At 43.3% G+C, this 25,058-nt stretch carries 22 protein-coding genes; 8 read left to right on the forward strand and 14 right to left on the reverse strand.

Annotated elements, in window-relative coordinates; genetic code table 11:
- Positions 1-119: 119 nt before the first annotated feature.
- From F6K63_RS18040 to dxs, 5 genes are all read right to left on the reverse strand, one after another.
- Positions 120-1,208, reverse strand: a complete 1,089-nt coding sequence (locus tag F6K63_RS18040; RefSeq protein WP_353813048.1) for an RNA-guided endonuclease TnpB family protein — start codon at positions 1,206-1,208, stop codon at positions 120-122.
- The gene (locus F6K63_RS18045; protein WP_287256422.1) at positions 1,111-1,698 is read right to left on the reverse strand and encodes an IS607 family transposase; all 588 of its coding nucleotides are present in this window, start codon (positions 1,696-1,698) and stop codon (positions 1,111-1,113) included. The genes F6K63_RS18040 and F6K63_RS18045 overlap by 98 nt, the downstream gene beginning before the upstream one ends.
- A 355-nt stretch (positions 1,699-2,053) precedes the next feature.
- Complete coding sequence (locus F6K63_RS18050; RefSeq protein ID WP_008191311.1) at positions 2,054-2,671, reverse strand: L,D-transpeptidase; 618 nt, start codon at positions 2,669-2,671, stop codon at positions 2,054-2,056.
- A gap of 379 nt (positions 2,672-3,050) precedes the next feature.
- Positions 3,051-4,112 (reverse strand): S-methyl-5-thioribose-1-phosphate isomerase, encoded by a 1,062-nt coding sequence (gene mtnA / locus F6K63_RS18055; protein ID WP_008191309.1) that lies wholly within the window; start codon positions 4,110-4,112, stop codon positions 3,051-3,053.
- A gap of 102 nt (positions 4,113-4,214) precedes the next feature.
- The gene (gene dxs, locus F6K63_RS18060; protein ID WP_287312810.1) at positions 4,215-6,122 is read right to left on the reverse strand and encodes a 1-deoxy-D-xylulose-5-phosphate synthase; all 1,908 of its coding nucleotides are present in this window, start codon (positions 6,120-6,122) and stop codon (positions 4,215-4,217) included.
- An 89-nt stretch (positions 6,123-6,211) separates the two neighbouring features.
- On the opposite strand from dxs, the gene F6K63_RS18065 reads away from it, so the two are divergent.
- Together F6K63_RS18065 and F6K63_RS18070 are read left to right on the forward strand one after the other, a co-directional pair.
- Positions 6,212-7,789 (forward strand): sensor histidine kinase, encoded by a 1,578-nt coding sequence (locus tag F6K63_RS18065; RefSeq protein WP_071107285.1) that lies wholly within the window; start codon positions 6,212-6,214, stop codon positions 7,787-7,789.
- Positions 7,790-7,806: 17 nt separating this feature from the next.
- Positions 7,807-9,369 (forward strand): ATP-binding protein, encoded by a 1,563-nt coding sequence (locus F6K63_RS18070; protein WP_287312811.1) that lies wholly within the window; start codon positions 7,807-7,809, stop codon positions 9,367-9,369.
- A gap of 41 nt (positions 9,370-9,410) precedes the next feature.
- Here the strand turns inward: F6K63_RS18070 and F6K63_RS18075 are convergent, their stop codons facing one another.
- Positions 9,411-9,545, reverse strand: coding sequence for a hypothetical protein (locus F6K63_RS18075; protein ID WP_287312812.1), 135 nt, complete (start codon positions 9,543-9,545; stop codon positions 9,411-9,413).
- Between the two features lie 162 nt (positions 9,546-9,707).
- Here F6K63_RS18075 and F6K63_RS18080 point away from each other — a divergent pair, with 162 nt between their 5' ends.
- From F6K63_RS18080 to F6K63_RS18095, 4 genes are all read left to right on the forward strand, one after another.
- Positions 9,708-11,318 carry a DUF2079 domain-containing protein gene (locus F6K63_RS18080; protein ID WP_287312813.1) on the forward strand — a complete coding sequence of 537 codons (1,611 nt, stop codon included), beginning with the start codon at positions 9,708-9,710 and terminating at the stop codon, positions 11,316-11,318.
- Positions 11,319-11,557: 239 nt separating this feature from the next.
- A complete protein-coding gene (locus F6K63_RS18085) occupies positions 11,558-13,189 on the forward strand; it encodes an Hsp70 family protein (protein ID WP_287312814.1) in 1,632 nt (543 codons plus the stop codon).
- Between the two features lie 285 nt (positions 13,190-13,474).
- Positions 13,475-13,657, forward strand: a complete 183-nt coding sequence (locus F6K63_RS18090) for a hypothetical protein (RefSeq protein ID WP_131826829.1) — start codon at positions 13,475-13,477, stop codon at positions 13,655-13,657.
- 69 nt (positions 13,658-13,726) lie between these two features.
- Positions 13,727-14,338, forward strand: coding sequence for a Uma2 family endonuclease (locus F6K63_RS18095; RefSeq protein WP_287265820.1), 612 nt, complete (start codon positions 13,727-13,729; stop codon positions 14,336-14,338).
- 193 nt (positions 14,339-14,531) lie between these two features.
- Here the strand turns inward: F6K63_RS18095 and F6K63_RS18100 are convergent, their stop codons facing one another.
- Positions 14,532-15,668, reverse strand: a complete 1,137-nt coding sequence (locus F6K63_RS18100; RefSeq protein ID WP_008191293.1) for a hypothetical protein — start codon at positions 15,666-15,668, stop codon at positions 14,532-14,534.
- 22 nt (positions 15,669-15,690) lie between these two features.
- Positions 15,691-16,110, reverse strand: a complete 420-nt coding sequence (locus F6K63_RS18105) for a hypothetical protein (protein ID WP_008191291.1) — start codon at positions 16,108-16,110, stop codon at positions 15,691-15,693.
- 850 nt (positions 16,111-16,960) lie between these two features.
- Here F6K63_RS18105 and F6K63_RS18110 point away from each other — a divergent pair.
- Together F6K63_RS18110 and F6K63_RS18115 are read left to right on the forward strand one after the other, a co-directional pair.
- On the forward strand, positions 16,961-17,233 hold the full coding sequence (locus tag F6K63_RS18110) for a type II toxin-antitoxin system Phd/YefM family antitoxin (RefSeq protein WP_008191289.1): 273 nt from the start codon (positions 16,961-16,963) through the stop codon (positions 17,231-17,233).
- Positions 17,214-17,486, forward strand: coding sequence for a Txe/YoeB family addiction module toxin (locus F6K63_RS18115; RefSeq protein ID WP_008191287.1), 273 nt, complete (start codon positions 17,214-17,216; stop codon positions 17,484-17,486). Before F6K63_RS18110 ends, F6K63_RS18115 begins: the two co-directional genes overlap by 20 nt.
- A gap of 990 nt (positions 17,487-18,476) precedes the next feature.
- Here F6K63_RS18115 and F6K63_RS18125 read toward each other — a convergent pair.
- From F6K63_RS18125 to F6K63_RS18150, 6 genes are all read right to left on the reverse strand, one after another.
- Positions 18,477-19,205 carry a calcium-binding protein gene (locus F6K63_RS18125; protein WP_287256585.1) on the reverse strand — a complete coding sequence of 243 codons (729 nt, stop codon included), beginning with the start codon at positions 19,203-19,205 and terminating at the stop codon, positions 18,477-18,479.
- Between the two features lie 241 nt (positions 19,206-19,446).
- Positions 19,447-20,166, reverse strand: coding sequence for a head GIN domain-containing protein (locus tag F6K63_RS18130; RefSeq protein WP_287312815.1), 720 nt, complete (start codon positions 20,164-20,166; stop codon positions 19,447-19,449).
- 100 nt (positions 20,167-20,266) lie between these two features.
- Positions 20,267-21,025, reverse strand: coding sequence for a peptidylprolyl isomerase (locus F6K63_RS18135; protein ID WP_287312816.1), 759 nt, complete (start codon positions 21,023-21,025; stop codon positions 20,267-20,269).
- 145 nt (positions 21,026-21,170) lie between these two features.
- Positions 21,171-22,223 carry an aldo/keto reductase gene (locus F6K63_RS18140; RefSeq protein ID WP_287265828.1) on the reverse strand — a complete coding sequence of 351 codons (1,053 nt, stop codon included), beginning with the start codon at positions 22,221-22,223 and terminating at the stop codon, positions 21,171-21,173.
- Positions 22,220-23,344, reverse strand: coding sequence for a T3SS effector HopA1 family protein (locus F6K63_RS18145; RefSeq protein WP_287254504.1), 1,125 nt, complete (start codon positions 23,342-23,344; stop codon positions 22,220-22,222). The genes F6K63_RS18140 and F6K63_RS18145 overlap by 4 nt, the downstream gene beginning before the upstream one ends.
- Positions 23,345-23,669: 325 nt before the next feature.
- Positions 23,670-24,857, reverse strand: coding sequence for a phosphotransferase family protein (locus F6K63_RS18150; RefSeq protein ID WP_287254510.1), 1,188 nt, complete (start codon positions 24,855-24,857; stop codon positions 23,670-23,672).
- Positions 24,858-25,058 lie beyond the last annotated feature (201 nt).

Consider the following 25,058-nt stretch of genomic DNA (forward strand, 5'->3'; position numbering starts at 1 on the left):
TAGTGCAGTCTTTAGCTCACCAATGCAAGCTGCTCTCGCAGCCAGGGTGTATCTACCAAAGCACGAAGAAATATTCCACGTGCGCCATTGATGTCTCGTTCGCGAAGCGTGACCAAAGGTCAATCCATTGACCGACCATCAATCTTTGACCTAATGGTCTTACTTCCACCGATGTTTACCATTTCTCCGGTCCAGCTCACAGTCTTGCTGGTATAGGCTTCGCAAACATCTACTACTGTCTTTCCGGTCTCAGAGGCTTTATGCTTCAAGAACTCTTTGAACCTAAAGTGAGAGAATGTCAGCAAGTTTCGCACAGTCTTTGATCTGATTTTTCTTTTTCCTTTCCTGGACATTTCAGATGTCTCAAAAGTTGGAAGCAATATCACGTCAAAGTTGTCTACTAAAAACCTAGCAGCTTTCTGATGGATCTCATTTATCAGGTTTTTAATTCTGATAATGATTCGCCTTGCAGCTTTTCTCATTCGTCGTTTTTGATTTCTCTTGGCCTTACTTATTTTTGACAATAAGTTATCAAGATGAGTACAAAGTCGTTGAATACGAGAAAAATCTCCGTGGCCAATTTTACCTATGGAATTCTCACTGAAAAACGTCAAGAATGTTCTAACACCGGGGTCTATCGCTACTACTATACCTTGGCTCTCGGCTTTTCTTTGAATAGTTTGATGAGGGATTGTCAAATAATAATCCCCGTTGTTGCTGGTCAATCTACAGTCGCCCCTATTTTCAGGTAAAATCTCAGAAAAAGTCAAACCTCCCAACTTTGTATGATAAATGCCTTTTGCTGAGACTGCCGACTTGGGGATGTAGCAAGACTGAACAGGGTTCTTTCTAGACCTAAACCTAACTCGATTTATTTGTCCAGTCTTTTTGTATTTTTTCTTGGCCTCCCTGACAGCGGTACAAGCATCCTTAATCGCTATAGATTTAATTTGATAAGGTACTTCCTTGCACCACTCGGGAAGGTCATTTAATATCCCAGTTTTAATGGCTTTCCAATTAGCTTTAACTTCGCCATTTTGAAGTATCTTGACGGTCTTGTTGAAGACGTAACGAGACACTCCAAACCACTTCCGGATCAGGGAACGCTGTTCAGCACTTAGGAATATCCTGATCTTCTTTGATTTTTGTCCCGTACTTTCGGAGTCCGTGGACGCGGCAAGAGAAGACGTGAATGATGGACAGAAGATCTGCGGTGAGTTCGGATTCTGGACAACTTTTAGGCTGGTCGAGAACCAAGATTTTTCCACCGTTGAAACTGACCAGGTACTCAAACAGTTCAAAACCGAATCGGGTAAGCCGGTCTCTACAGGCAACAACAATCGTGAGCTGACAACCCTGCATAAGTCGTCCCAGTATGGTTTTAAGTCCTTTCCTTTTGTAGTTGAGTCCTGAACCGATGTCTTGGATGATTTCCGCTTCCGGGAAGAGCGAGTGCATGTACGCGACTTGCCTGGCGAGGTCATCTCTTTGCTTGGAACTACTGACCCTGCAATAACAGATGGTTGATGGCTCTGGAGCTTGTTGTCTTCCCAGAGTGGCAAGACTAGCTGTACAGAACATTCTGTATCCACTTGGGGTTCGCTCACATTTGATAGTGCCATTGTCTGCATACTTCCTAAGTGTGGTTTGAGAGAGTCCCGTAAGTTCGACCGCCTTACGGAGAGGTACTAATGCCATGTCTCTACTCTAACAAACCCCCTGAGACTTTACTAGGCTTTATTACACTTTCTATAACTGTCCACTAACCCTCAAGTAGAGTGGCCAAATCCCAGGGATATAGCAGTCGCCAGGGCAGTTAGGACATGACAAAAGTCTCACACCCTTTGTAAGCGATGCAGCGCGGTCTTGGGGGTTTCCCCCATGAGCGACTGCATCAAGAAGCGCAAGAGTTTTACTTCTGACTTCTGACTTCTGACTTCTGACTTCTGACTTCTGCTATATATACCAAAAAGCTTGAATCACCATCTTGTGCCCACCCTGATCAAGCTGCCTCAATCCCCTAGCTTTAGCTAGGGGCAGCTGTCAACAATAACTATTCCTGTACTGTTACAGATGTTCCCAAAGCCACTCTGTTATACAAAGCTTTGACATCATCATTACGCATCCGGATGCAACCGTGAGACACTGCTTGTCCCACCAGTTCCTCATCATTGGTACCATGAAACCCGATGTAGTTTGTTCCATCACTCCAAAATGCCATCCACCTTGGACCAAGAGGGTTTTCTGGTCCTGGAGCAACGACTTCACCAGTTAGAGGATGCTTCCAAACTGGATTTTGAACCATCTGTGTCACTTGGAAATTGCCTGTAGGGGTTTCCCAACCAGGCTGACCGATGGCAACTGGATAACTGGCTTCGAGTTTATCTCCTCGATAAACATAAAGACGACGCTCACTTAGTTTAATCACTAAACGAGGGGTATTATTAAAGAAATCTTCTTCTTGCCGCAGATAGTGATTGACTTCTTCGAGAGGGGACAATTCTGGTGTTTCAAGCCTTGGCAGAAAGCTTTCATACTGAATTTTTTTCCAGTTAGTTACACTAGTATTGGTTAGATCAGCGGCGGCGGTGGCTACCTCTGCGTATAATAACGGGATAGCTACACCTAAGCCGCACACAATTAAGTGTTGGGTGGAAAGTTTTCCGTTCACGATTTCCTCTTAGCTATTTGATATTTTATGTGCATATTTTAATTGATCATGTTTTGTTCACTGTTGAGCGTTGACTGTTGACGGTTCTACAGCTGCAGGGCTTTGATCTAAACACCCATGATCTAAACACCCATGATCTAAACACCCATGATCTAAACACCCATAGCTATCGGACTTTATCCTTTAGAGGTTGCTGAACTAAGGAACTGACTCAAACATAGTTGGGTCAGTTATAGCGTTTCTCACTCCTTATCAGGTACATTCAATTTTATTACCCCGACTCCCCACTCCCTCGGTGCGCTTGACCCGTAATTAAATTCGCCACGGGTCGCACCGCTCCCTACTCCCTAATCCCTAATCCCTAAAACCAAGATAGATTTCAAACTGACTGCTTAATGTTAAGTTGTGACAGCTCACTGGGGGCTAATGCGCCTTTTTCAGTAATAATGGCAGTGATTAACTCCGCTGGAGTTACATCAAAAGCTGGGTTATAAAATTCCACTTTAGGAGGACAAATCACTGTCTCCCCAATCTGATAAATTTCTGAGGGGTGACGTTCTTCAATGGGAATCTCTTCGCCAGTAGATAGCTGAAAATCAATGGTTGAGATCGGAGCAGCCACAAAGAAAGGTATCTGATGAGCTTGAGCAATCAGAGCTACACTATAGGTACCAATTTTGTTAGCCGTATCCCCATTGGCAGCAATGCGATCAGCTCCCACTACAACCGCATCAATTAGCCCTTGTTTCATACAATGGGCGGCCATGCTATCGGTAATTAAAGTAACGGGAATACCTTCTTCGACGCATTCCCAGGTCGTTAACCTAGCACCTTGCAAGCGGGGGCGGGTTTCGTCAGCATATAATCTGGCTAATCGCCCATCCCGCCAGGCCGAACGCACCACTCCCAAGGCAGTACCATACCCAGCTGTTGCCAACGCTCCTGCATTACAATGGGTCAGAAGACAGAGTTTGTCGGGGGTTGTCGGTAATACTTCTAATCCGCGATCGCCTATGGATTGACAGGTTTGTAAATCCTCCAGCTGAATTTGTTGAGCTGTTTCAAGTAAGGAAGCTTTAATCTCTTCTACTGTCCCGATCGTTTCATAGGCATTTTTAAGCATCCGCATGATTGCCCAAAACAAATTCACGGCTGTAGGACGAGTTTGCCGCAACTGTTGCGCTACAATTTCAAGCTCTGCGAGGAAAGCCTTACGTTCTTTTGTTTTAATCTCTCTTGCGCCAAGGTAAATGCCATAAGCCGCTGCTACTCCAATAGCTGGCGCTCCCCGAACAATCATAGTTTTAATCGCCTCAACCATATCTTCACAGCGGCTGATTTCTACAATGGAATATTTGCCGGGTAAGCGGTTTTGGTCAATGAGGATAACTCGGTCGTTTTCCCAAACAACGGGATAAACTTGGTATGTGGATGGGTTCATATAAGTTCGATATATTGTTAATTGTTAATTGTTAATTGTTAATTGCTATTTTGTTAACGGTTAACAGTTAACAGTTAACTGTCAACTGTTAACATTGATAGATTAACTAACAGAAGATGGCTGTCTATTAAAGAACGCTGCCCTGATCTGTTCAGCAATTTGAGAGCCAGTCAGCCCCAAATCAGCTTTTGATTCATCGGGCTTGGCATGATCCACTAATTGATCCGGTACACCAAAGCGCTTGAGGGGAACTAATATATCATTGTCCATGAGTGCTTCTGCCACCGCTGAACCAAAGCCACCCATTAAGCACCCTTCTTCTAGGGTAACTACACGACCAATTTTCTGAGCCAAGGGGAAGATTAATTCTGTATCTAGGGGCTTGACAAAACGAGCATTAATCACCGTTGCTTCAATACCATGCTCGCTAAGAATTTCAGCGGTTTGCATGGCGGTGTAAACCATAGTGCCGTACCCTACCATTAACAGGTCGTCACCATTACGCAAGAGTTCTGCTTTACCAATGGGTAGTGCTTCCCAACCATCTTCCATCAGGGGAACGCCATAGCCACTACCCCGAGGATAGCGCATGGCAATCGGACCATCGGTGTGGTTTATTCCTGTAACTACCATACGTTGCAGTTCAGCTTCGTCTTTGGGAGCCATAATTACCATATTGGGAATGCATCGCAAATAGGAGATATCATACATCCCTTGGTGAGTAGGGCCATCAGCACCCACAATTCCTGCACGGTCGAGGCAGAAAAAGACCGGTAGGTTTTGGATACAAACGTCGTGAATAATTTGGTCGTAAGCCCGTTGTAAGAAGGTGGAGTAAATAGCTGCAACCGGTCGCATTCCTTCACAGGCTAGGCCAGCTGCTAGGGTGACGGCGTGTTGTTCCGCAATCCCCACATCTATGTATTGGTCAGGGAGTTTTTCTTGCAATTTATTCAACCCTGTCCCGGTAGCCATAGCTGCCGTGATGCCAATGATTTTGGGATTATTCTGAGCTAGTGTGACTAGGGTGTGGGCAAAAACTTTGGAATAGCCGGGGGGTTTGGGTTTTTTAGCTGGAAGGGCTTTACCCGTAGCTAGGTTGAAGGGACTTTGGGCATGGTAACCCACTTTGTCCGCTTCTGCGATCGCATACCCCTTGCCTTTCGTAGTTGCCACATGCACCAGCACTGGTCCATCTAGCTTGTGGGCGTTGGTAAAGGTGGAAATTAACTCCTCTAGATTGTGACCATCTACCGGTCCGATGTAAGTAAAGCCAAGTTCTTCAAATACTGCTCCGACCTTAGGTACGGCTAAACGCTTCATCCCTTCCTTGAGCCGTTGCAAGTCTGGGGATAAAGACTCACCGACAAAGGGGAGATTTTTGAACTGTTCCTCTAAATTGTCAGTAAGAAACTGCATCGGCTCAGAAAGCCGCACTTTGTTGAGGTAACGGGGAATAGCCCCCACATTGGGGGAGATGGACATCTCATTATCATTGAGCACCACCAGTAGTTTAGTATGGGGTAAATGCCCTGCATGATTGATGGCTTCCAAGGCCATGCCACCGGTCAGAGCACCATCACCAATAACTGCTGCCACTTTGAAGTTTTGCCCTTTGCGGTCTCGGGCGAGGGCCATACCCAAAGCGGAAGAAATACTGGTGGACGCATGACCCGCTCCAAAGTGATCAAACTTATTCTCGCAGCGCTTTAGATAACCAGCAATACCATCTTTCTGCCGTAGGGTATGGAATCGGTTATAGCGCCCCGTGAGCATTTTGTGGGGATAAGCTTGGTGTCCAACGTCCCAGACTACCTTATCATAGTCAAGGTCAAGTGTTTGATACAGACCTAAGGTTAATTCTACCACTCCCAAGCCTGGTCCTAAGTGACCACCACTAGTAGCTATGGTTTGGAGATGTTTCTCGCGAATTTGACGGGCAATTTCCTCTAGTTGACGAATCGATAGACCGTGCAACTGATTTGGATGAGTAATTTCACTGAGATGCATACCGTCTCTTTGAATTGCTACTGGATTGTGTTAATGTTTATCTTTCGACTCCCTAAAAGTATCCAATAATTTGGCGCTTCGAGGGTTATATGGAAGCTAAAGATTACCTGAAAAATGGCATTTCTGGTCAACTTTCCATTGTAAATTTTCCTTGCGACCAGCAGCCGATCACCATTGCTCCCGATACTCCAGTAACGGAAGCGATCGCTACGATGAATCAAACTGGAAGGAGTTATGTGCTGGTAGTACAGCAGCAGCAATTGGTAGGCATTTTTACAGAACGGGATGTGGTCAAAGTAGCATCAGCCGGAATGGTTAACTCAGGGGTTTCCATTGCTGATGTGATGACTCTTGAGTTAATTACCTTGCCCATCATACCGACACCGGACATTTTCTTGGTAGAGTCCCAATTACGTCAACACGAGATTCGTCACCTACCCCTAGTGGATGAACAAGGTCAAGTAGTGCGTGTGGTGACCCCCCACACCATGGCAGCAATCCTCTCTGCTATCGTGACTAAGGTCGAAGACTTACAGCAACAGTTGACTCACAAAGAAGGGGAATTAGTGGCAGCTAATCAGCGATGGCAGCAGGAATTTGCTGTCAATCAGCAGTTTGAGCAGGAATTGGGGGAAAATGAACATGCCTGGCAGTTGAGCCAAGAACGTCTTGAGAGTATTCTGACTTCCCTAGAAGCAGTGGTATGGTCTTTTGATCCTTCGATTGACAAACTGCTTTATCTTAACAGTGCTACCGAGCAAGTCTATGGTCGCAGTATCACTGAGTTCTTCGGAAACTTATGCCTGTGGGAATCAGTGGTTCACCCAGACGATCTCGAAACCTATCAACTGGCAGAGCAAACCCTGCTGTCAACTGGTGCCAAAGATATTGACTACAGAATTTTGCGACCGGATGGAGCTGTGAGTTGGATTCGCCATCGTGCTCACCTCCTCACAGATGCTAATAACACTCCAATTCGGATCGATAACATAGCCATCGACATCACACAGCTCAAACAGGTCGAGGAAAACCTCAAAGCTACCCTAGTTGAGAAAGAGGTGCTGCTCAAAGAAATTCACCATCGGGTCAAAAACAACTTACAAATTGTTTCTGGCTTGCTACACTTGCAATCCCAGACAATAGATGAACCCCAAACCCGACTACACCTGTCGGAAGCTCGCCATCGCCTTGAAGCCATGGCTCTAATTCACAAGAAACTTTATGGTGCCTCAGTGATAGGCAACCTGGATGTAGTCGATTATATCCAGAACCTAGCGGTGAACTTATTGGTAGCTTATCAAGTAACTAGCGATAGGATTCAGTTGAACACCACTATTGAACCCATTCCGCTCAGTATTGATCAGGCCATCCCTTGCGGTCTAATCATCAATGAACTGGTATCCAATTCCCTGAAGTACGGATTTCCCAATGGACGCTCTGGTGAGATTCACATTCAATTGCACCATAGCGGGGACGATCAGGTTGAATTGATTGTCCGAGATAATGGGGTTGGTTTACCAGAAGAGTTAGATTGGCGTAATACCCAGTCTTTAGGATTATCGTTAGTTTATGACCTGGCAACGGAGCAATTAGACGGGAGTATGTTTCAGGGCCATAGCGAGGGCACAGCTTTCCGAATAGTATTCTCAACAGCAACAATTGTATAGGCAATAGGACAACAATCGTGGTGACCAGGGTATTAGTTGTAGAAGACGAAGTTATTGTTGCTAAGACAATTGCTAGCCAACTTAAGCAACTGGGGTATATGGTATCAGCTACCGCTTCATCTGGCTCTCAAGCCATTACCAAAGCCGCTCAAACTAAGCCTGACTTAGTGCTGATGGACATTTTCCTCAAAGGCAAGATGGATGGTATTACTGCTGCTAGGCAAATCCGTGAACATTTACGTATTCCTATCGTCTATTTAACTGCCTATGCGGATGAAGATACCTTGCAACGGGCTAAGGTTACCCAACCCTTTGGTTATGTGACTAAACCGTTTAACGAGAGAGACTTGCGAGTTGCTATTGAAATGGCTCTTCAGCAATACCACATCGAGCAGTCGTTGCAGAACAGCCAAGCTCAGTTGGCATCCATTTTAAACTCTATCGATGATGCAGTTATTGCTACCACGACCCAAGGTACCATTACCTTTATGAATGCTTCCGCTGAAGCTCTGACTGGCTGGAAGCCATCGGAGGTATGGGGGCGAGATGTGACCTCAGTGTTCCCAATTGTTAATGACCTGACCGGTAATCTAGTCAAGTATCCCCTAGATAAAGTAATCAAGACCGGACAAGTTGTCTATCTGGGCGAGCATAACTCTTTGATTACAAAGGACGGTGCTCGAATTCCCGTTGGTAATAGTGCCTCACCCCTCAAAGACCAACTGGGAAACGTGAATGGAGTAGTGCTCGCGTTTTGGGATATCAGCGAGGATCCTCAGACAGAAATGTTAGAGCAGGTGTTGGAAAAAGAGCAAGAAATCCAAGATTTCCGCTCCCAGTTCGTCTCCACCGTTTGCCACGAATTCCGTAATCCCCTCAGTGTGATCCTAACTGCCGCTGAATTACTCAAGCGCTATGGTAATCTGGCCACTCAGGAGCAAAAGCAGCGTTATCTAAAACGAATTACTATTTCAGTAGAGCGCATGACTGAGTTGATGGAAGAGGTGTTGCTAATCGGTCAAGCTGAAGTAGGTCGGCTAGAATTTATTCCAACTCCGATGAACTTAGAGCAATTCTGCCAGGATTTAATGGCAGAACTATGCCTAGATGAAGCCAGCCGCAACCGGATTGTTTTTACCTCTGACGGGGTCTATACAGAAGTCTGTATGGATGATAAGCTTATACATTACATTATAACTAATCTGCTTACCAATGCTCTGAAGTATTCTCCTTCTGATGAAATCGTCACCTTTCACCTAACCTGTGATCTGAAACAGCAGTTGGTTGTGTTCCGCATCCAGGATAAAGGAATTGGGATTGCTGAAGCAGACCAAAAGAAAATTTTCGAGTCCTTTTATCGAGCCAAAAATGTGGGGACAATTCAAGGGACTGGTCTGGGACTATCGATTGTGAAACGCTGTGTGGAACAGCATCAGGGAGAGATTGAACTGACTAGTCAATTGGGCGTTGGGACAACATTTACGATTAAAATTCCCATAGTAAGTAATGGGGAAGTTAGACCTCAAACCTCAGACCTCAGAAGTGCTGATTGGGAATGGCTCGGGAGTAGTCACAATTAGCTATAGCAATTCTCAAACTAATGAGGTCAAAATTATGGGCTTTAGGGAGCAGGGAGCAGGGAGCAGGGAGCAGGGAGCAGGGAGCAGGGAGCAGGGAGCAGGGAGCAGGGAGCAGGGAGCAGGGAGCAGGGAGCAGGGAGCAGGGAGCAGGCAAGAGGCATGCTAGCAAGAGGCAATAGGCATGCTAGCAATAGGCATGCTAGCAAGAGGTAAAAAAATATTTGTACCTCATAGCTATGAGAAACGCTATATCTTTTTCCCGATAAGCGTGAGGGTATGTTGAAAACAAGAGTAGTTTAAAAAAAGCTAAAATTTCTGGAGCTTAATACCAAGGACAAATGACAAAAAAACCTGGGTTAAAACTTGCTATTACTGCAGCGATCGCATTTTTTTTATTCACCTTAATTTTTACTATACATCGACACTATACCTTTTATTCTTCTTACGACCAAGGAATTTTTAATCAAGTCTTCTGGAATGGAAGTCACGGTCGCTTCTTTCAGAGTACTCTTTCATCCCAGCTGTCTACTAATGTAGTTCATAATGGGGAAGTTCCAGATGTCTATTACCACCGATTAGGGCAACACTTTACTCCCGCGCTATTACTTTGGTTACCGTTATATGCTTTGTTTCCATTTCCCGCTACCCTAACCGTTTTGCAGGTAACCTTGGTAACAGCTGCTGGTGTAGTTTTGTATATCCTGGCCAGACAGTATCTGCAACCGATGTTAGCAGCAATGATTACGGTTAGCTTTTACTGTGCTAATGCTATTCTTGGTCCAACTTTAGCCAATTTCCATGACATCTGCCAAATTCCCCTGTTTGTGTTTGGGCTACTGCTAGCTATGGAAAAACGATGGTGGTGGCTGTTTTGGTTGCTGGCAATTTTGATTTTAGCTGTACGGGAAGATTCCGGGATAGGTTTGTTTGGTGTGGGATTCTATTTAATCGTCAGTCGGCGCTACCCTCGCATTGGTCTGGCAGTTTGTACCCTCAGCTTCGGTTACATACTTGTCTTGACCAATCTAATTATGCCTCTATTTTCGGAAGATATTTCTCAACGGTTCATGATCGAGCGTTTTGGTCAGTACGCTGATGGGGATGAGGCGTCTACTCTGGAAATTATTAAGGGTATGCTGACTAATCCTTGGCGTTTACTAGTAGAACTGTTTACTCCCTTTTTTGGCACCATTCAGTATTTATTAGGTCAATGGTTACCGTTAGCATTTATACCAGCTATTGCTCCCGCTTCTTGGTCTATCGCAGCATTTCCTTTGCTAAAACTCCTGTTGGGTAAAGGTCAATCAGTGCTTGCGATTAATATCCGCTATGCGATGACCGTAGTACCTGGGCTATTCTATGGCGCGATACTTTGGTGGTCAGCTCATCCCCAATTTAGTCAAGCTGTGATCTCTGCTAGGTCTAAGTTTCGGCGCTTTTGGATTTTTTGTCTAACCCTTGCGGTAGTGTTGACCATTACCTCTAGCCCAAATCGAACCTTTTATTTCCTCCTTCCGGATTCCTACCAACCCTTCGTCTATGTGCCGTTAACGCAACAGTGGTCTCGTGTGAGGTCGATCCGGTCATTACTGGCTCAGATTCCCCGAAATGCTAGTGTCTCAGCTACTACCTATCTAGTCCCTCATCTGTCAGGACGTCGGGAAATCATCCGCTTAGGGGATTTACAGTTGCGCAATGATAATGGCGAGGTGGTGAAGGTGGATTATGCGATCGCAGATTTATGGCGGTTACAACGCTATCAAATTGCGTTTAAGCATGATGGTCAGCGGTTGCGCTCTTTAGTTAACATGATTGACCGGGTCACCAAGGCTAACGAGTATGGCATCATTGATTTTAAAGATGGTGTGATTTTGATGCAAAAAGGAGTAGCATCTAATCCAGAGGCGATGGCAGCATGGCTAAGCTTTAGGCAAGAGTTAGATGTCTAAAGGGAACAGGGAATCGGGAATCGGGAATCGGGAATCGGGAATATGGCATCAGCAAAGGGAATCGGGAATCGGGAATCGGGAATCGGGAATCGGGAATATGACATCAAAAATTATCACAATTCCGACAGGGATTGCTAAAGCGTCTTCCTGGGTACAGGTGTCCTGGCTATTGAGTGGTTCAGCCATAAACTGATATTTATTAATAAATAATATTAATAAGATCAGTTCAATAAACATTAATGCCTAGCACCAGTACTACGTCCTACGCTATTGACTTTGGCACGAGCAATACGGTAATCACTCGCTGGAACCCAGTCACGGAAAAGCCAGAAACTATCACCTTACCAGGACTTGCACTGCAACTTAGTCAAAATCCTCCGTTAATTCCGAGTTTGGTGTATGTGGAAGATGCGGCTCAGGGTAAGGTGATTGTTGGACAGGCAGTACGCGATCGCGGTTTGGACCTCAGCAGTGACCCTCGATTCTTCCGCAGCTTCAAACGGGGGATTGGTGCTGAGGTTCAGGGATTTCTGCCAGAACTGGATGGTACCGTGATCACCTTTGAACAAGTTGGGGAATGGTTCCTCAACCAAATTATTGAAAACCTATCAGCCCTCCAGTCAGAGGCGGGGGATTCTGGGATTGAATCGGTGATTCTGACTGTGCCTGTGGATAGCTTTGAAGCTTACCGCCATTGGCTTAGTACAATCTGCCAATCGTTGCCAGTGGAACAGGTGAGGATGCTGGATGAACCGACAGCGGCTGCCTTGGGCTATGGTATTGCGGAAGGGGATACTCTGCTAGTTATAGACTTTGGTGGTGGCACTCTGGATTTATCTCTGGTGCAGCTGAATCAGGAGGCTCAAGGGAATAAAAAACCCCTCGGGTTTATTCTTAAGTGGGGGGAAAAGTCGTTTGGTGAAGGGTCTAGCCAGAAGGTGAAAATTGCCCGTGTGCTGGCGAAAGTGGGACAAAACTTGGGTGGGACAGATATTGATAACTGGCTGGTCGATTATTTTGTGGAAACTCAAGGGTTAATGCGATCGCCTTTGACTACTCGACTCGCAGAACGCCTGAAAATTCAACTGTCTGAGCAGTCTGAGGCCACTGAAGTCTATTTTAATGATGAAACCTTCGAGAGTTACGAACTAAAACTAGACCGGGAGACGTTTGAAACTATCCTCAAAGAACACCAGTTTTTTGATACTCTTGATGATAAGATGACGGAAGTGCTGCAACAAGCAAGACGCAATGGTATAGAAGTGCCAGATATAGATGGTGTCTTGTTAGTGGGTGGCACGGTGAAGATCCCAGCGGTTCAGGCATGGGTAAACCAGTACTTCGATTCAAACAAGGTTCGTTGCCAAAAACCCTTTGAAGCGATCGCAACTGGCGCACTTCAGCTCAGCCAAGGTATCGAAGTCCAAGATTTCCTCTACCATAGCTACGGAATTCGCTATTGGGATAGACGGTTAAAGCGTCACAACTGGCACTCAATCATTAGAGAAGGACAGCCTTACCCCATGAGTGAGCCCGTAGAACTCTTCTTAGGAGCATCGGTAGAGAATCAACCGAGTATAGAGCTAATTTTAGGAGAGTTAGGCTCCCAAACTGGTGGCACAGAGATTTATTTTGAAGGCGATCGCTTGATTACTCGTCAGTTAGGCCAGGGCGAAAACGCTGTGCAACCCCTGAATGATAGGGATGGGGCAAGAAGTCTGGCTAAATTAACACCCCTGGGCAATCCCGGAAGCGATCGCATTAAACTCCAGTTTCAAGTTGATGGTGAACGTTACTTGAGAGTTACTGTAGATGATTTACTTACCAATGAAACCTTATTGGCAAATCAGGTAGTCGCTCAGTTAAGTTAATTGCTCAGATCATGTTCCGTTGAACACTTATAAATAGTAGGTGATAGTGCGTAGGGTGAGTTAGGGGCGGGCTTGCCCTCATGTTAAAACCTAGCGCTAGTGTTGAAATAGCCCGTCCCGTAACGCACCACCCAAGGGCTCGCTGCTAATGTTGGAGGCAGTCGTGCGTCGTGCGTAGGGTGAGTTAGGGGCGGGCTTGCCCTCATGTTAAAACCTAGCGCTAGTATTGAAATAGCCCGTCCCGTAACGCACCACCCAAGGGCTTGTTGCTAATGTTGGAGGCAGTTGGGCATCAATCCAAATGTTCATGCTGTCAGTGTTCAGCTGTCAGCCGTGGCACAGGCTTTGGCCTTGGCCTTTTGGCCTTTTGGCCACGCTACGCGAACGGCCACGCTGTGCGAACGATGCTGTGGCTTAACTCAGATTAAAGCAATGCTTACCTGTTTTATTCAAAAGCACCTCAAGTAGCGCATAAGCTGATAGCTTACATTTTAGTTAGGTGTTGATAACAGTAAGGTTTTAGTAGGAGACCGCTCTATGATTTTATCAGCAACCACAACCGGTATCAGTCCAGAAGAATTTATTGCTCAGTATGGAGATGATGAACGCTACGAACTCATTGATGGAGAGCTAATTGAGATGGAACCAACTGGCCCCCACGAGCAAGTAGTTGCGTTGATTAGCCGAAAGCTTAACGTAGAAATAGATCGTTTAGATGTACCTTATTTTATCCCACACCGTTGCTTAATTCAGCCCTTGGGAACCTTCAACGCTTTCAGACCAGATCTTGTTGTCCTTGATGAGGGAGAATTGGTAAACGAACCACTTTGGGCAAGGGAACCAGTGATAACTCTGGGTACTACAGTAAAACTTGTGGTTGAAGTCGTTAGTACAAATTGGCAGAATGATTATGCTCGTAAGTATGAAGATTACGAAGCTTTGGGGATTCCAGAATACTGGATTGTGGATTATCTCGGTATTGGCGGAAAATACTTTATTGGTAGCCCCAAGCAACCGACGGTAACGGTCTGTTGTTTGGTAAATGATCAATATCAGAACGTAATGTTTCGTAGAGGGGATTGTCTCAAATCTTATCTTTTTCCTAACCTTAAGTTATCTACAGACAAATTATTTATAGGGCTGCGCTGAGGCAAGGGGGAAGGATCTCTAGTTTGATCCAGTGGTGCGTTACGGGCCGGGCTATCTCAACCGATGTCAACAGGGGGAAAATCAAGGGGAGCCCGTCTTATCACGCACCCTACGCCACTGTTCCCTAAAACCCTAAAATTTGTACCTCACCTAATTAAAAACCGCTATAACCTATTTGTAAATTAGATAATTTCTATTTTTCCGGAATAACCGGCAAATTACGTAATTCAGTATTGAGTTTACCTTTGTAATAAGAACTCTCTAAATAGGATGTAAATTGCAGGATATCTATCTGGTTTAATTCTAGTGGAACTCCATCAAAATCAATAATGGCTTCTATCGGTACATCCTTAATCAAGCTATTTTTTACATAACCTATGCGATTACTACTGTATGTACCAAATTCAACTTTTGTGGCTACATATTCTTTACCTTGATCCAATAGTCTACTTCTTTGAGAAGAAGTGCGATTGGAATATAAACGCAACTGAACATTTTCTTTAGTGCTTGTAATTAATATAGCACAACTTATGGATTGAGTACTTGAATTTACATTTAAGGATTTTTGGCAATTTTTAAAATTATATATAATACCTTTATTTTCAACTTCTATAGGTTCAACTAGTTGGGGTTCAACTGATTTAGATAATTTTTGAGTTTTTTCAGGGTTATCATCTGTCGGAATTTGTGAAATTACTGGAGAAGAATAAACAAGAGGTTTACTATTTATTTCAGCAATCATTCCTTGATTATTTTTATATATTTTATAATTTTTTTTCCCCAATTCTTTGATTCCAAAAGTAAATAGTGGTGCCGTAAAAATGATTATAATTAATGCAAAATTAAAATAGTTTTGCCATTTCTGTATTTTCGAGTCTCTATCCATATTAGTTTGCTTAGCATAGCTTTGTTCACTACTAACATAATCAGCTTTTTCGAAGTAGTTAGCACTAGCGTTAAACTTGGCATCACTCTGGTCATCTATAGTAGTTTCTTTCTCTGCAATTGATCGTCTCAGAACTTGATTAGCTTTCCTTTGCTTGTAACTCTTATAAGTGGGAACCATAGATTTGTTTGGTTTATGCTCGTTATTATTTATTTGTTTATGTTCACTTGATCCATCCTTAGTTCGCTTGTTTTCTCTCCAAAAAACAAATACAGTACCGACGACAAAGCTGGTGGTGACTAACCAACCGGGAGGTTTGCCACCAGCGAACAAGAATATTACTAGTAAACTAGTAAAGACTTGGGCTGTTTGCCAAAACAGGGAACTTAAACTAGCTTTGGCTTCTTGGTAGAGACTAATTTCTTCGCGTTTAACTGTAGACATATTCACTAACTTAGTTATAGCGTCATAGATTAATCATATCTTTTAATAAGCGTTTGAGGATTCGACCACATAAGGTAATACAGGAGCTAAAAGCTAACAAAACAACAACAAGGCAGAAGTAGCGGTTTACTTCCCAAACGCTCCAGGTATTCCAACATTGATCAAAGCTTGTAAAATTTTCTTTAGTTATCCAATGAAATATCCAGCCGAAAATAACGTATAGGATCCCAAGACCAATGGCATCCTGAATTGTTAAATAGACATCTCGCCAGAGGTCACCTATTAAAGCTTTTCCAAGCTGATCCAAGGGCTCCCAAATGTTGATAAGCAGTTCATTAATAACCTTCCCAGACCTTGTTTTTGGTCTAGTTGATAATTGTGTTACACCTTGAGTTTTCCTACTGGGTTTTTGTGGGTTTATCGTTTTTTTATTTGTGGTCATGTCAACCGTTAATAGTGGGATGCATTTCATATTTGTAAAGGTGCGCTTTCTGTTGGTAAATTTAAGTCACCAACGGAAAGCGCACCGATGTACCTCATAGTTATGAAAAACGATATATATAGGAAAGGCAATTGGAATTAGGAAACAAAAATTATCACAAATCATTTTATTTTAAGGTAAATGCTGCCTAGCTTATTCCTATAAACTACTATAGTGTTTGTATCTAGAATGTCAATACACTGGTTGTAGTAAAAGTGATGGAAGCAAGACGCAAAAAGCAAGAGAGTAAAAAGAGCCAAAATTTTATTTGATAAGAGAAAAAAATCATAATTTTATTTGATAAGAAAAAAAACTCTTAGGTTTACATCATAGTGGGCACATAGGCTCTACTCACAACCTTGCTGCCGTGTCACCGTTGCGATGCTCCTTTGGAACCCCTAAAAGCGATCGCATTTAGCGGAAGCTGAGGCCTTTGGGCCACGCTTTACGAACGCTTCATCGCGAAGCTTGACCTAAGATCAATCGCCTTTGGCTGCGCGTAGCCCATCGCACCATTCCCTTGAAACCTTATTCTTTTACTTCAGCAAAGCTGCCTTCTGCCCTTTGCCTTCGATCAACTTTTATTATGAGTATTCAACCCGACTTGAGATGAATGCATACAACTAACTCAAGCAAATATAGCGCTTTGTTACCTAATCAGGTACAGATAATTTTTTCTCTCTTCCCTCTTCTGGCTTTACTGCTCCCTGCTCCCTGCTCCCTGCTCCCTAACACCAACAAACTTTTACCTCACCTAATTTAAAACCGCTATATTAACTTGCTATACTTAAGTATAAATGAGGAAAAAATCGTGAACTCTATCCCTATCAAGCAATTTAAAACTAACATCCAAGACTTTATTAAACAAGTCATCAATCACCATACTACCCTCAAAATAACCGATCCCAATCAGGGATACTTTATTATTATTAGTGCCGAAGATTTGGAACAACAACAAGAAACCTTGTATGTATTACAAAATAGCCATTTAATGGAACAGATTAACCATTCTCAAGCTACCCATACCCAAAATAAAGGCTACTCTCCCAATCAGGAAGAACTAGATGATATCCTTAGTATTTGAGGGCAAAACTTGGGAAAATTACGAAGAACTTCGTAAAAAAGACAAAAAACTCCATCAAACCCTTTGTAAAATCATCAAAGAAATGCTGAGAGACGATCCCGGTAAAGGAATGGGAAAACCTGAACCGTTAAAACATAATTTATCGGGGTTGTGGTCAAGAATAATTTCTCAAAAAGATCGCCTTATTTACAAATTTGATGATAACTATGTTTATATTTTTGCAATAGGTGGTCATTACGATCAATTTAATTGATTTTAGTTCATGTAGGGTGGGCAGTGCTTGATACAAATCAGCTGACAAAGCCCGTTACTAGGCACTGCCCACCATAGGTGTAGCCCCAATCATAAGCTGATAGCTGATAGCTGTTCGCGTAGCGTGCGCGTAGCGCTTAAGCTGATAGCTGATAGCTGATAGCTGTTCGCGTAGCGTGCGCGTAGCGCTTAAGCTGATAGCTGATAGCTGATAGCTGTTCGCGTAGCGTGCGCGTAGCGCTTAAGCTGATAGCTGATAGCTGATAGCTGTTCGCGTAGCGTGCGCGTAGCGCTTAAGCTGATAGCTTACAAAAAAAAATAGCCGTAGAAATACTATCCACGGCTATTTCAATACTGTAAACGCAATTGTCTTGTCTATCAGTTTCCGAATCAATCCGGATGTGATCCTACCGGACCAGACCGGGGGGGAAACCCCCCCATAAATTTAACCTATTAACGCCAAGTTTGATACTTGGTTGCAAAACTAATTACTTGCCCCGGAATGCCCGTCGGTTGCAAAGGGCTCCAGTCGGAAACCGACCCATACCCGAGTGCGCAAAGGCCGTAAATAGTTTTGGTTACTGCTTCAGGAGAGCCCTTAATGTACTTAATACGTTGTTTCTTGGGATTATTGTTGTGATTCGGAATAAATTCTGTAGACATGGCTAAAAAACTTAATTACGTTTACAATGATTATTGTAATGATTATAAAAATGATTGTCAAGGGTTTTGAAAAAAAATTAAGAATGTAGAATTAAGAATGTAGAATTAAGAATTAAGAATTAAGAATTAAGAATTAAGAATTGAGAATTAAGAATTGAGAATTGAGAATTAATAATTATACATTCGGCCTTCTGCCTTCTAAATTCTACATTCTGGCTTCTGGCTTCTGGCTTCTGCCTTCTAAATTCTGCCTTCTAAATTCTACATTCTACATTCTGGCTTCTGGCTTCTGCCTTCTAAATTCTACATTCTTAATTCTTAATTCTACCTAAACTTCCGAACCTTCAAAATAGCTAGCACTAAGATCCAGCTCTAAACTCCCTTGGACAATAGCAATCAGCTCATTTCCTAGGAATATCCCTGTACCTGACGGTAAACCAATCGGCGATGAATCCAAGCGATAATCACTTTTAGAACCACCAAGTTGAATAACATCCTCGCCAGTATCAAAATCCGTAATCAGAGCATAGTCATCATTCCCTGCTTCATCATACTGAATCACAGTACTTTCAGGGAAAAATTGAGACTTTCCCCCTAGCACTAATCTATCGGCTCCCTCCCCACCACTAAGAGTATCAATACCACTGGTATCAATGACCTTGATAGTAGTAGAGTTACCGTCTTGAGACAAGGAAATACCTCCACCTGTGAGAGTGTCATCCCCTAACCCGCCAGAAATCGAGTCATCTCCACTCAGGCCAGCGATAATGTCGTTACCTTCTCCACCATCAAGAGTATCATTTCCTGTTCCACCTACAAGAATGTCATCACCTTCTCCTCCAGAAAAGGAATTATTACCACTCGTGCTAGTCAGAATGTCATTGCTTCTCTCTTCAGAAATCTGATTTCGATTAAAGCTCCTATTCAACGAAGAAATGCCGACTCTAGGTTCCAAAAAGGAAAGAGGATTAAATTCCTCTAGCTTGATGCCAGACTCAGATCCAGAAAAAAAGCTATCGTCACTGCCATCAAAGAAACTAATTCTAGATAAAATCATCGTTTTTACTCCTTAGTACTTATGTAAGCTATCAGCTATCAGCGTGTCGCGTATCAGCTATTAGCTATTAGCTATTAGCGTGTCGCGTATCAGCTATGGAATAAAAGAGGTAAGCATTCGTTTAATCTGAGTTAAGTCCCAGCGTCGAAGCCTGTGCCACGAAGGAGGTTTATTTTAAGCTGTTCGCGTAGCGTGAGCTTTTAGTTCACGGCTGACCACTGACGGCTGAATGCTTACGTACTTATTTTTTAGTAATCGAACCTAATCCTAATATGTTTCTAATGACGTTTTTAGGATTGCCGTAATAATTGATATTTCCTAACCCAAATACATTAGCAGTAAGCTTTTCAGTTGCATAAACATCTACTTGGGAAGCACCAAATAGGTCAACCTTAGCTTTTGTAGAGGAAAGATTTTTACCATTGACATCAACGGCTCCATATACCTTTAGATATAGCTCTTTCGTATTGCCATATAGTTCAGTCTTGCCGCTACCATTTTTCTCAATCTCTAACCGCTGATTATTGACATTGTAAATTTTCACATAATTAGCGCCATGGCTAGATAGTTGCTCGATATTTTGGCTAGATGCTTTAATTGTTAAGAGGGTTTTAGGAGAAATACTTTTTTCAGGATAAATGAATAGGGTATTATCCCTGACTTCTGTAATAATTAGGGGCAAAATATTATCATCACCGCTAATTTCAAGATTGGTAGTTGGCTGAATAACAATTTCAATGTCATAACTACCACTAACGTCAATCGCAGTAAAAGGGCTAACTTTTCTGCTTTCCGTTTTTAAAACACTACTACCTTGAACACTCATGGTATTAAGCTGACTAACAACTGGTGCTTTAACTGGCTCAAGCCAAATAGTATCTAACCCACTAACTAAGTTAAACCCACTAACAGCTAATGCTATAAAAACAGGTATCTTAGATAACATTATTTTTTTAAACAACCCCCTTTTGCTTAACTTAAGCTACTCCTTAATTGCCAGGATTCATGTGCTTTCTTTGTAAGTAGTCAGCTGATAGCTGACGGCTGACTGCTTACGAATTTTATACAGAATCATTCTGGCTTTGATCCTGTAACCAATTCTGAAATAGGGATTCTAAAATTGCCTCTCTAACGGATTCACTTAGTTCCGTTGGAAACCACTTCTCAACTCTGAGGATATGATAGCCAAGTTTAGTTTGAATCGGTCCGATAACATCACCTTCTTTAGCTTCATAAATCCCTTTGGCAATGTCTTGGGAAAGTTCTGCTAAAAATCGAATCCCCACAAAACCGCCATTGTCTTGGGACTGTTTTCCCTTCGAGTGTTCCAGTGCTAAAGCACAGAAAGAAGCGTTGTCATAGCGGAGTGCTTTAACTATTTTCAAAGCCTGGGCTAGGTCAACCACAAGAATTTGAGAGAGGGCGACTCGTCTATAGTTTTCGCGATTGCTAATATAATCACCATCGACAGCTCCTCCAAACAGATGCTCTTTTAATTTCTTCGTCAACAGCTCGACTTTAATGCCTTCAGACCACTCTTCTACAGTAATCTTTTGCTCATAAAACCAAGTATTGGTTTCAGTAACCCCTAGCAACTTGTGCTCTAAACGAAAAGCATCTCCAGCCGCTTGCCATTCCTGATCGGAAACTGTAATACTAAGTTCCTCACACACATCCAAAATCAAGGCATCTTGTTCAGCTAAGCTAGCAATTTCACCAAATTTCCTGGAACGGCGCAGGTAAGCAATAATATCTGCATCCGTGACTGGGGAAGTTTCTACTACTACCGGTTTTTCTAAGGTTTCTGTCGTTTGTGTCATGGCTTTTTGTGATTAATCAATTGTGTAGTTTAACAGTATAAATTCTGTAAGCTATCAGCTATTAGCGTGTCGCGTATCAGCGTGTCGCGTATCAGCTATCAGCAAAAGACCAACGGCTGACAGCTGACGGCTGATAGCTGACCTCTCATCTATAAATAACAACAGGTTCAGGTTGGTAAATCAAGTGTTCAGGTGGAATTTCTTCGATATTGATCCGATTGCGATGTAAATCGCCATAGAGATTGAGATAGTCTACTTCAGCCTGGGTTAGTTTTCCTTTCTGAATGCCTTTGATCGCTGCATCAACTTCTTCACGACAAGTCAAACCTGCCAAGGCAACATCCACACAGTTCTGACTTAAAGAGTAGCGATATAAATCTGGTACTGAAGGTGTCCAGCAGTCTTCTGGTAGATCCTCCGGGGGAGTCCAAAGAACAGTCTGCATTCCAGCTGACTTAAACGTCACAATACCCGGTCGCTGGGGGTCTTCGGGAGCTAGATCCGCAAAGACCTTTTGCTGAGCAGTGCGGTGAGCAACATTATGGCGAACCATGACCACATCTAATAAAGGGCTATTTAGCCACTTTCGGGCAAGATCGTGGTCGTGGAATGACGCACCAATATAGCGCACAGCACCCATTTTTTTGAGACGTTCTGAGGTTTCAAATACTCTTTCTATGGTGCGCTGATAAACTGTATTTGGACCGCGCAGATCGTTAGAAATATTCAAACATTTCTCGAAATTATCCCCATTGTCAGCATCAATCCAGCCCCAAAAAAATATATCAATGTAGTCAATTCCCAAGTCTACAAACTGATCGTATAGATAAGTCAATATGGCATCGGGACTCCTGGTCATGTAAGTTACCGTTGCCAGAACTACCTGCTCTCGAACTGAGGAACCCCTTCCACACAGCTGGCGCAGCGCCCCAGCCATAGAACTGTAGAGATAGTGATGTAGATCGCTGGAGTAGAAAAAGTAGTTGATTCCTTGGTCAAAGGCGTAGAGAGTATCCTCACTAGAAATGTGTCCCCCACCACCTAATCCCAGGCAGCTCACGGTTAAGTCAGTGCGTCCTAGTTTGCGGTAAAAAGGTAAATTTGATTTTGGGAATTTAACTCTAGATTTAACTCTAGCAGAAACCGTGTCTTGAGCAGGGGATGCGGTCAGGGTGCTTGTCAGATCAGTTAGCTTCATAACTCTAACGGAGTATAGATGTCTTCAGATTTGGCATTTAGGTAGCAGTGCTGCAATTCAATCTCCAACAGAGAAAATTCTTGCAGAATTGCTGCCATGCGAGCTTCTGGAGAATCGTCTCCTTTGTGGTGAGCTTCCAATAAGCCATTAGCAACAATTTGACAGCGGTTCATGCCAAAACTTTCTTGGTCAGCAAATTTCTGGTCTGGTTCTTCCGCTAACCCCAATCCTGGCGCTAGGAATTTGGTGAACAGGGGTACTTCTGGCTTAAAATGGGATTGGTGTTCTGTATAAACCTTCCGAAGCACTAACCGCACTGCTTCATAGTCGTTGTTGTCAAAGTAGAGTACTCCTGAGTCGTAGCGGTTGTAATCCTCAGGATTATAGAGAACCTTAAAAGAGAATGGCACCGAGATTTGATTTAACTGTTGCGTCAGGCTACCCATTACCGCCACTGCACCTTCAGCGGTTAAGTTGAAGTAGATGCGGACAATTTCCCCTTCACTATCTGGATGCCCATAGTCATAGGTACCGAGATTACCCACTGCCATATAGAATCCGTTTTGTACTAGATTCGGAGGTAGCAACACCGCAACGTCGTCCCCAACTGCGGGAGATTGTGCTTCTGGTTGTAAATGCTCCTCCGGCTCGATATGTAGAGTTAAACCCCCCTTATTTACTGCCAGAGTGCCATCACTTTCTTGCCTTAGCACCAACCAATCCGGGTCAAAGTAGCCTTCACCGGTATTGCTTTCATCCAATCGCTGGTAGAATTTTAGGTCTATCCCCAGGTAAGTATTGTTTTCTAAATTTTGGTGCAGGGTCAGGTCATCTGAATCGCCATTGAGGGCTAGACCATCTTTTAGCGAACCGTTGTAGTAAAGCCCGTAGAGAAAACTCCGCAGTTGCAAACTCAGATACTTTTTTTGCAAATCTAAGGGCAATTGCCCAAAGCGTTCTACTACCTCAGCTGGAAGTTCCAAGGGTTTGTAATCTCGATGGCGAATAGAGAAGTTGGACTTCTGAATCTCAAGCTGGTTGACAATGTCTTCTAGTGCAGTTCGCAGCTGCTCCGGTACAGCATCTGGCAGTTGATTTGGTAGTGATTCAAGTAATTGCATAGTTTTGTGGTTTGAAAATTGTTATTAGACATCTCCAGAAACTCGGTTTTGACCCAGGCAGTGCAAGGGTTTGAGGTTAATTTTTGGAGATGTCTATTTGTTATAGCAAAGGGAGTAGGGAGTAGGGAGTAGGGAGTAGGGAGTCGGCAGTCGGCAGTCGGCAGTCGGTAACAAAAATTATCACAATTCATTTAGGTACCCTATCTAGCGGTTTCTAGCCAAAAGAGGCACACATGTTTTTTTTACCTGTTCTCTATTGCCTATTGCCTATTGCCTATTCCCTATTGCCTATTCCCTATTCCCTATTCCCTATTCCCTACCAATTTTAAACTTGGTGCAAGATCTGATTAAGACCAATCAGTTCTGATTCCTCGATACCAAAAACTGTTCGGATCGATGCTTCTGGACGGCATAACAAGCTCTTAGCTACTTGAAGCATACAGATCCCTGTATTGCCAAAGGATTTCTGGTACTCAATTATGGACTGGATGGTTTGAATCAAGGCTAGACCAGAAAATTGCATCACCCGCTGCAAAAAATTAGGATAGCGCTCTAAAATTTCTGGAAAGCGATCGCAATAAGTCCGAATCAGGGCAGCTATGGAAGGTTGGATCTGTTCCAGGGGAGTCATAGCTAGATTCAATGCTTCTTCAATATCAATCGACTTACTAACCGCCAGACTACTTAGCCAGATGGTCAGGTAACTGGTGATAATTGAGCCTAAATCAAAGGCTGGGTCTCCCCAACTAGAGCGCTCCCAGTCAATTAGTCTAAGTCGAACGATGCCATCTGACTCTGGGGCTGACGTTGCTTGCTCCCAATCGTTGGGTAAAAGGATATTGTTCAACTTCAGGTCATTGTGAACCAGACAACAAGCATCGAAACTATTACTCAGTTTAGCGATCGCTTTTCCGAGGCTATCGTAGCGCTGATACAGGGCAAAGAATTTCAGACCATCTACGGGTACTTGACTAAATATTTCCGGACCAATCCGTTCCAAATCCTTACTCAGATTCTGAGCCTGATCAGGGGATGGCTCTGCTGATTTTTCCGAGAAAAAGTCCTGATAGTCCTGACCACCCAAGGTTGCACGATGAATACTAGCTACCATGGCTCCAATTGAGCTAGCGATCGCTTTCGGAAAGACATTCTCCTTACCGTAGAACTCGCTTAGGTCTTGATAGTCACTCAGGTAGTTAAAAACAATAATGGAATTATCTGGATCGAAATGGAGAACCTCAGGTAGCCAAGACCCCAGGTGACTCACCTCTGGGAATTGTCGTAAAAACTCTTGAGAGCGCCATTCCTTCAAAAACTCACCTACGGTTTCACCGTCTTGGTGGTAAGGCTCTTGTTTAACTAGGAGCTTACGACCTTCTGGTAAGGTCAGGAGCAAATTAAAGTTCTTCGCAGGCTTTGGTTCAATTTTACCCAGACTTTTTTCCTGTTCAGTACAGATTCCCTGGTCAATCAGGTACTCGAAAACATTTTTAAAACTTAATAAAAATGGCATAGTTATTTTAAAGAAAAAATTAACAAAAAAAATAATGGCTGACAGCTGACGGCTGACAGCTGATAGCTGATAGCTGATAGCTGATACCATCCTTAATTATTTATCTTTAGTTATTCAGCCCAAAAAGTCAATAGAATCAGCTTTAATTTTTGGACATAACGTCTTGATTAAGGTCTTATGGTTGGGGATTTTTGCAAATAA

The sequence above is a fragment of the Moorena sp. SIO1G6 genome (assembly GCF_010672795.1).
GTDB lineage: Bacteria > Cyanobacteriota > Cyanobacteriia > Cyanobacteriales > Coleofasciculaceae > Moorena > Moorena producens.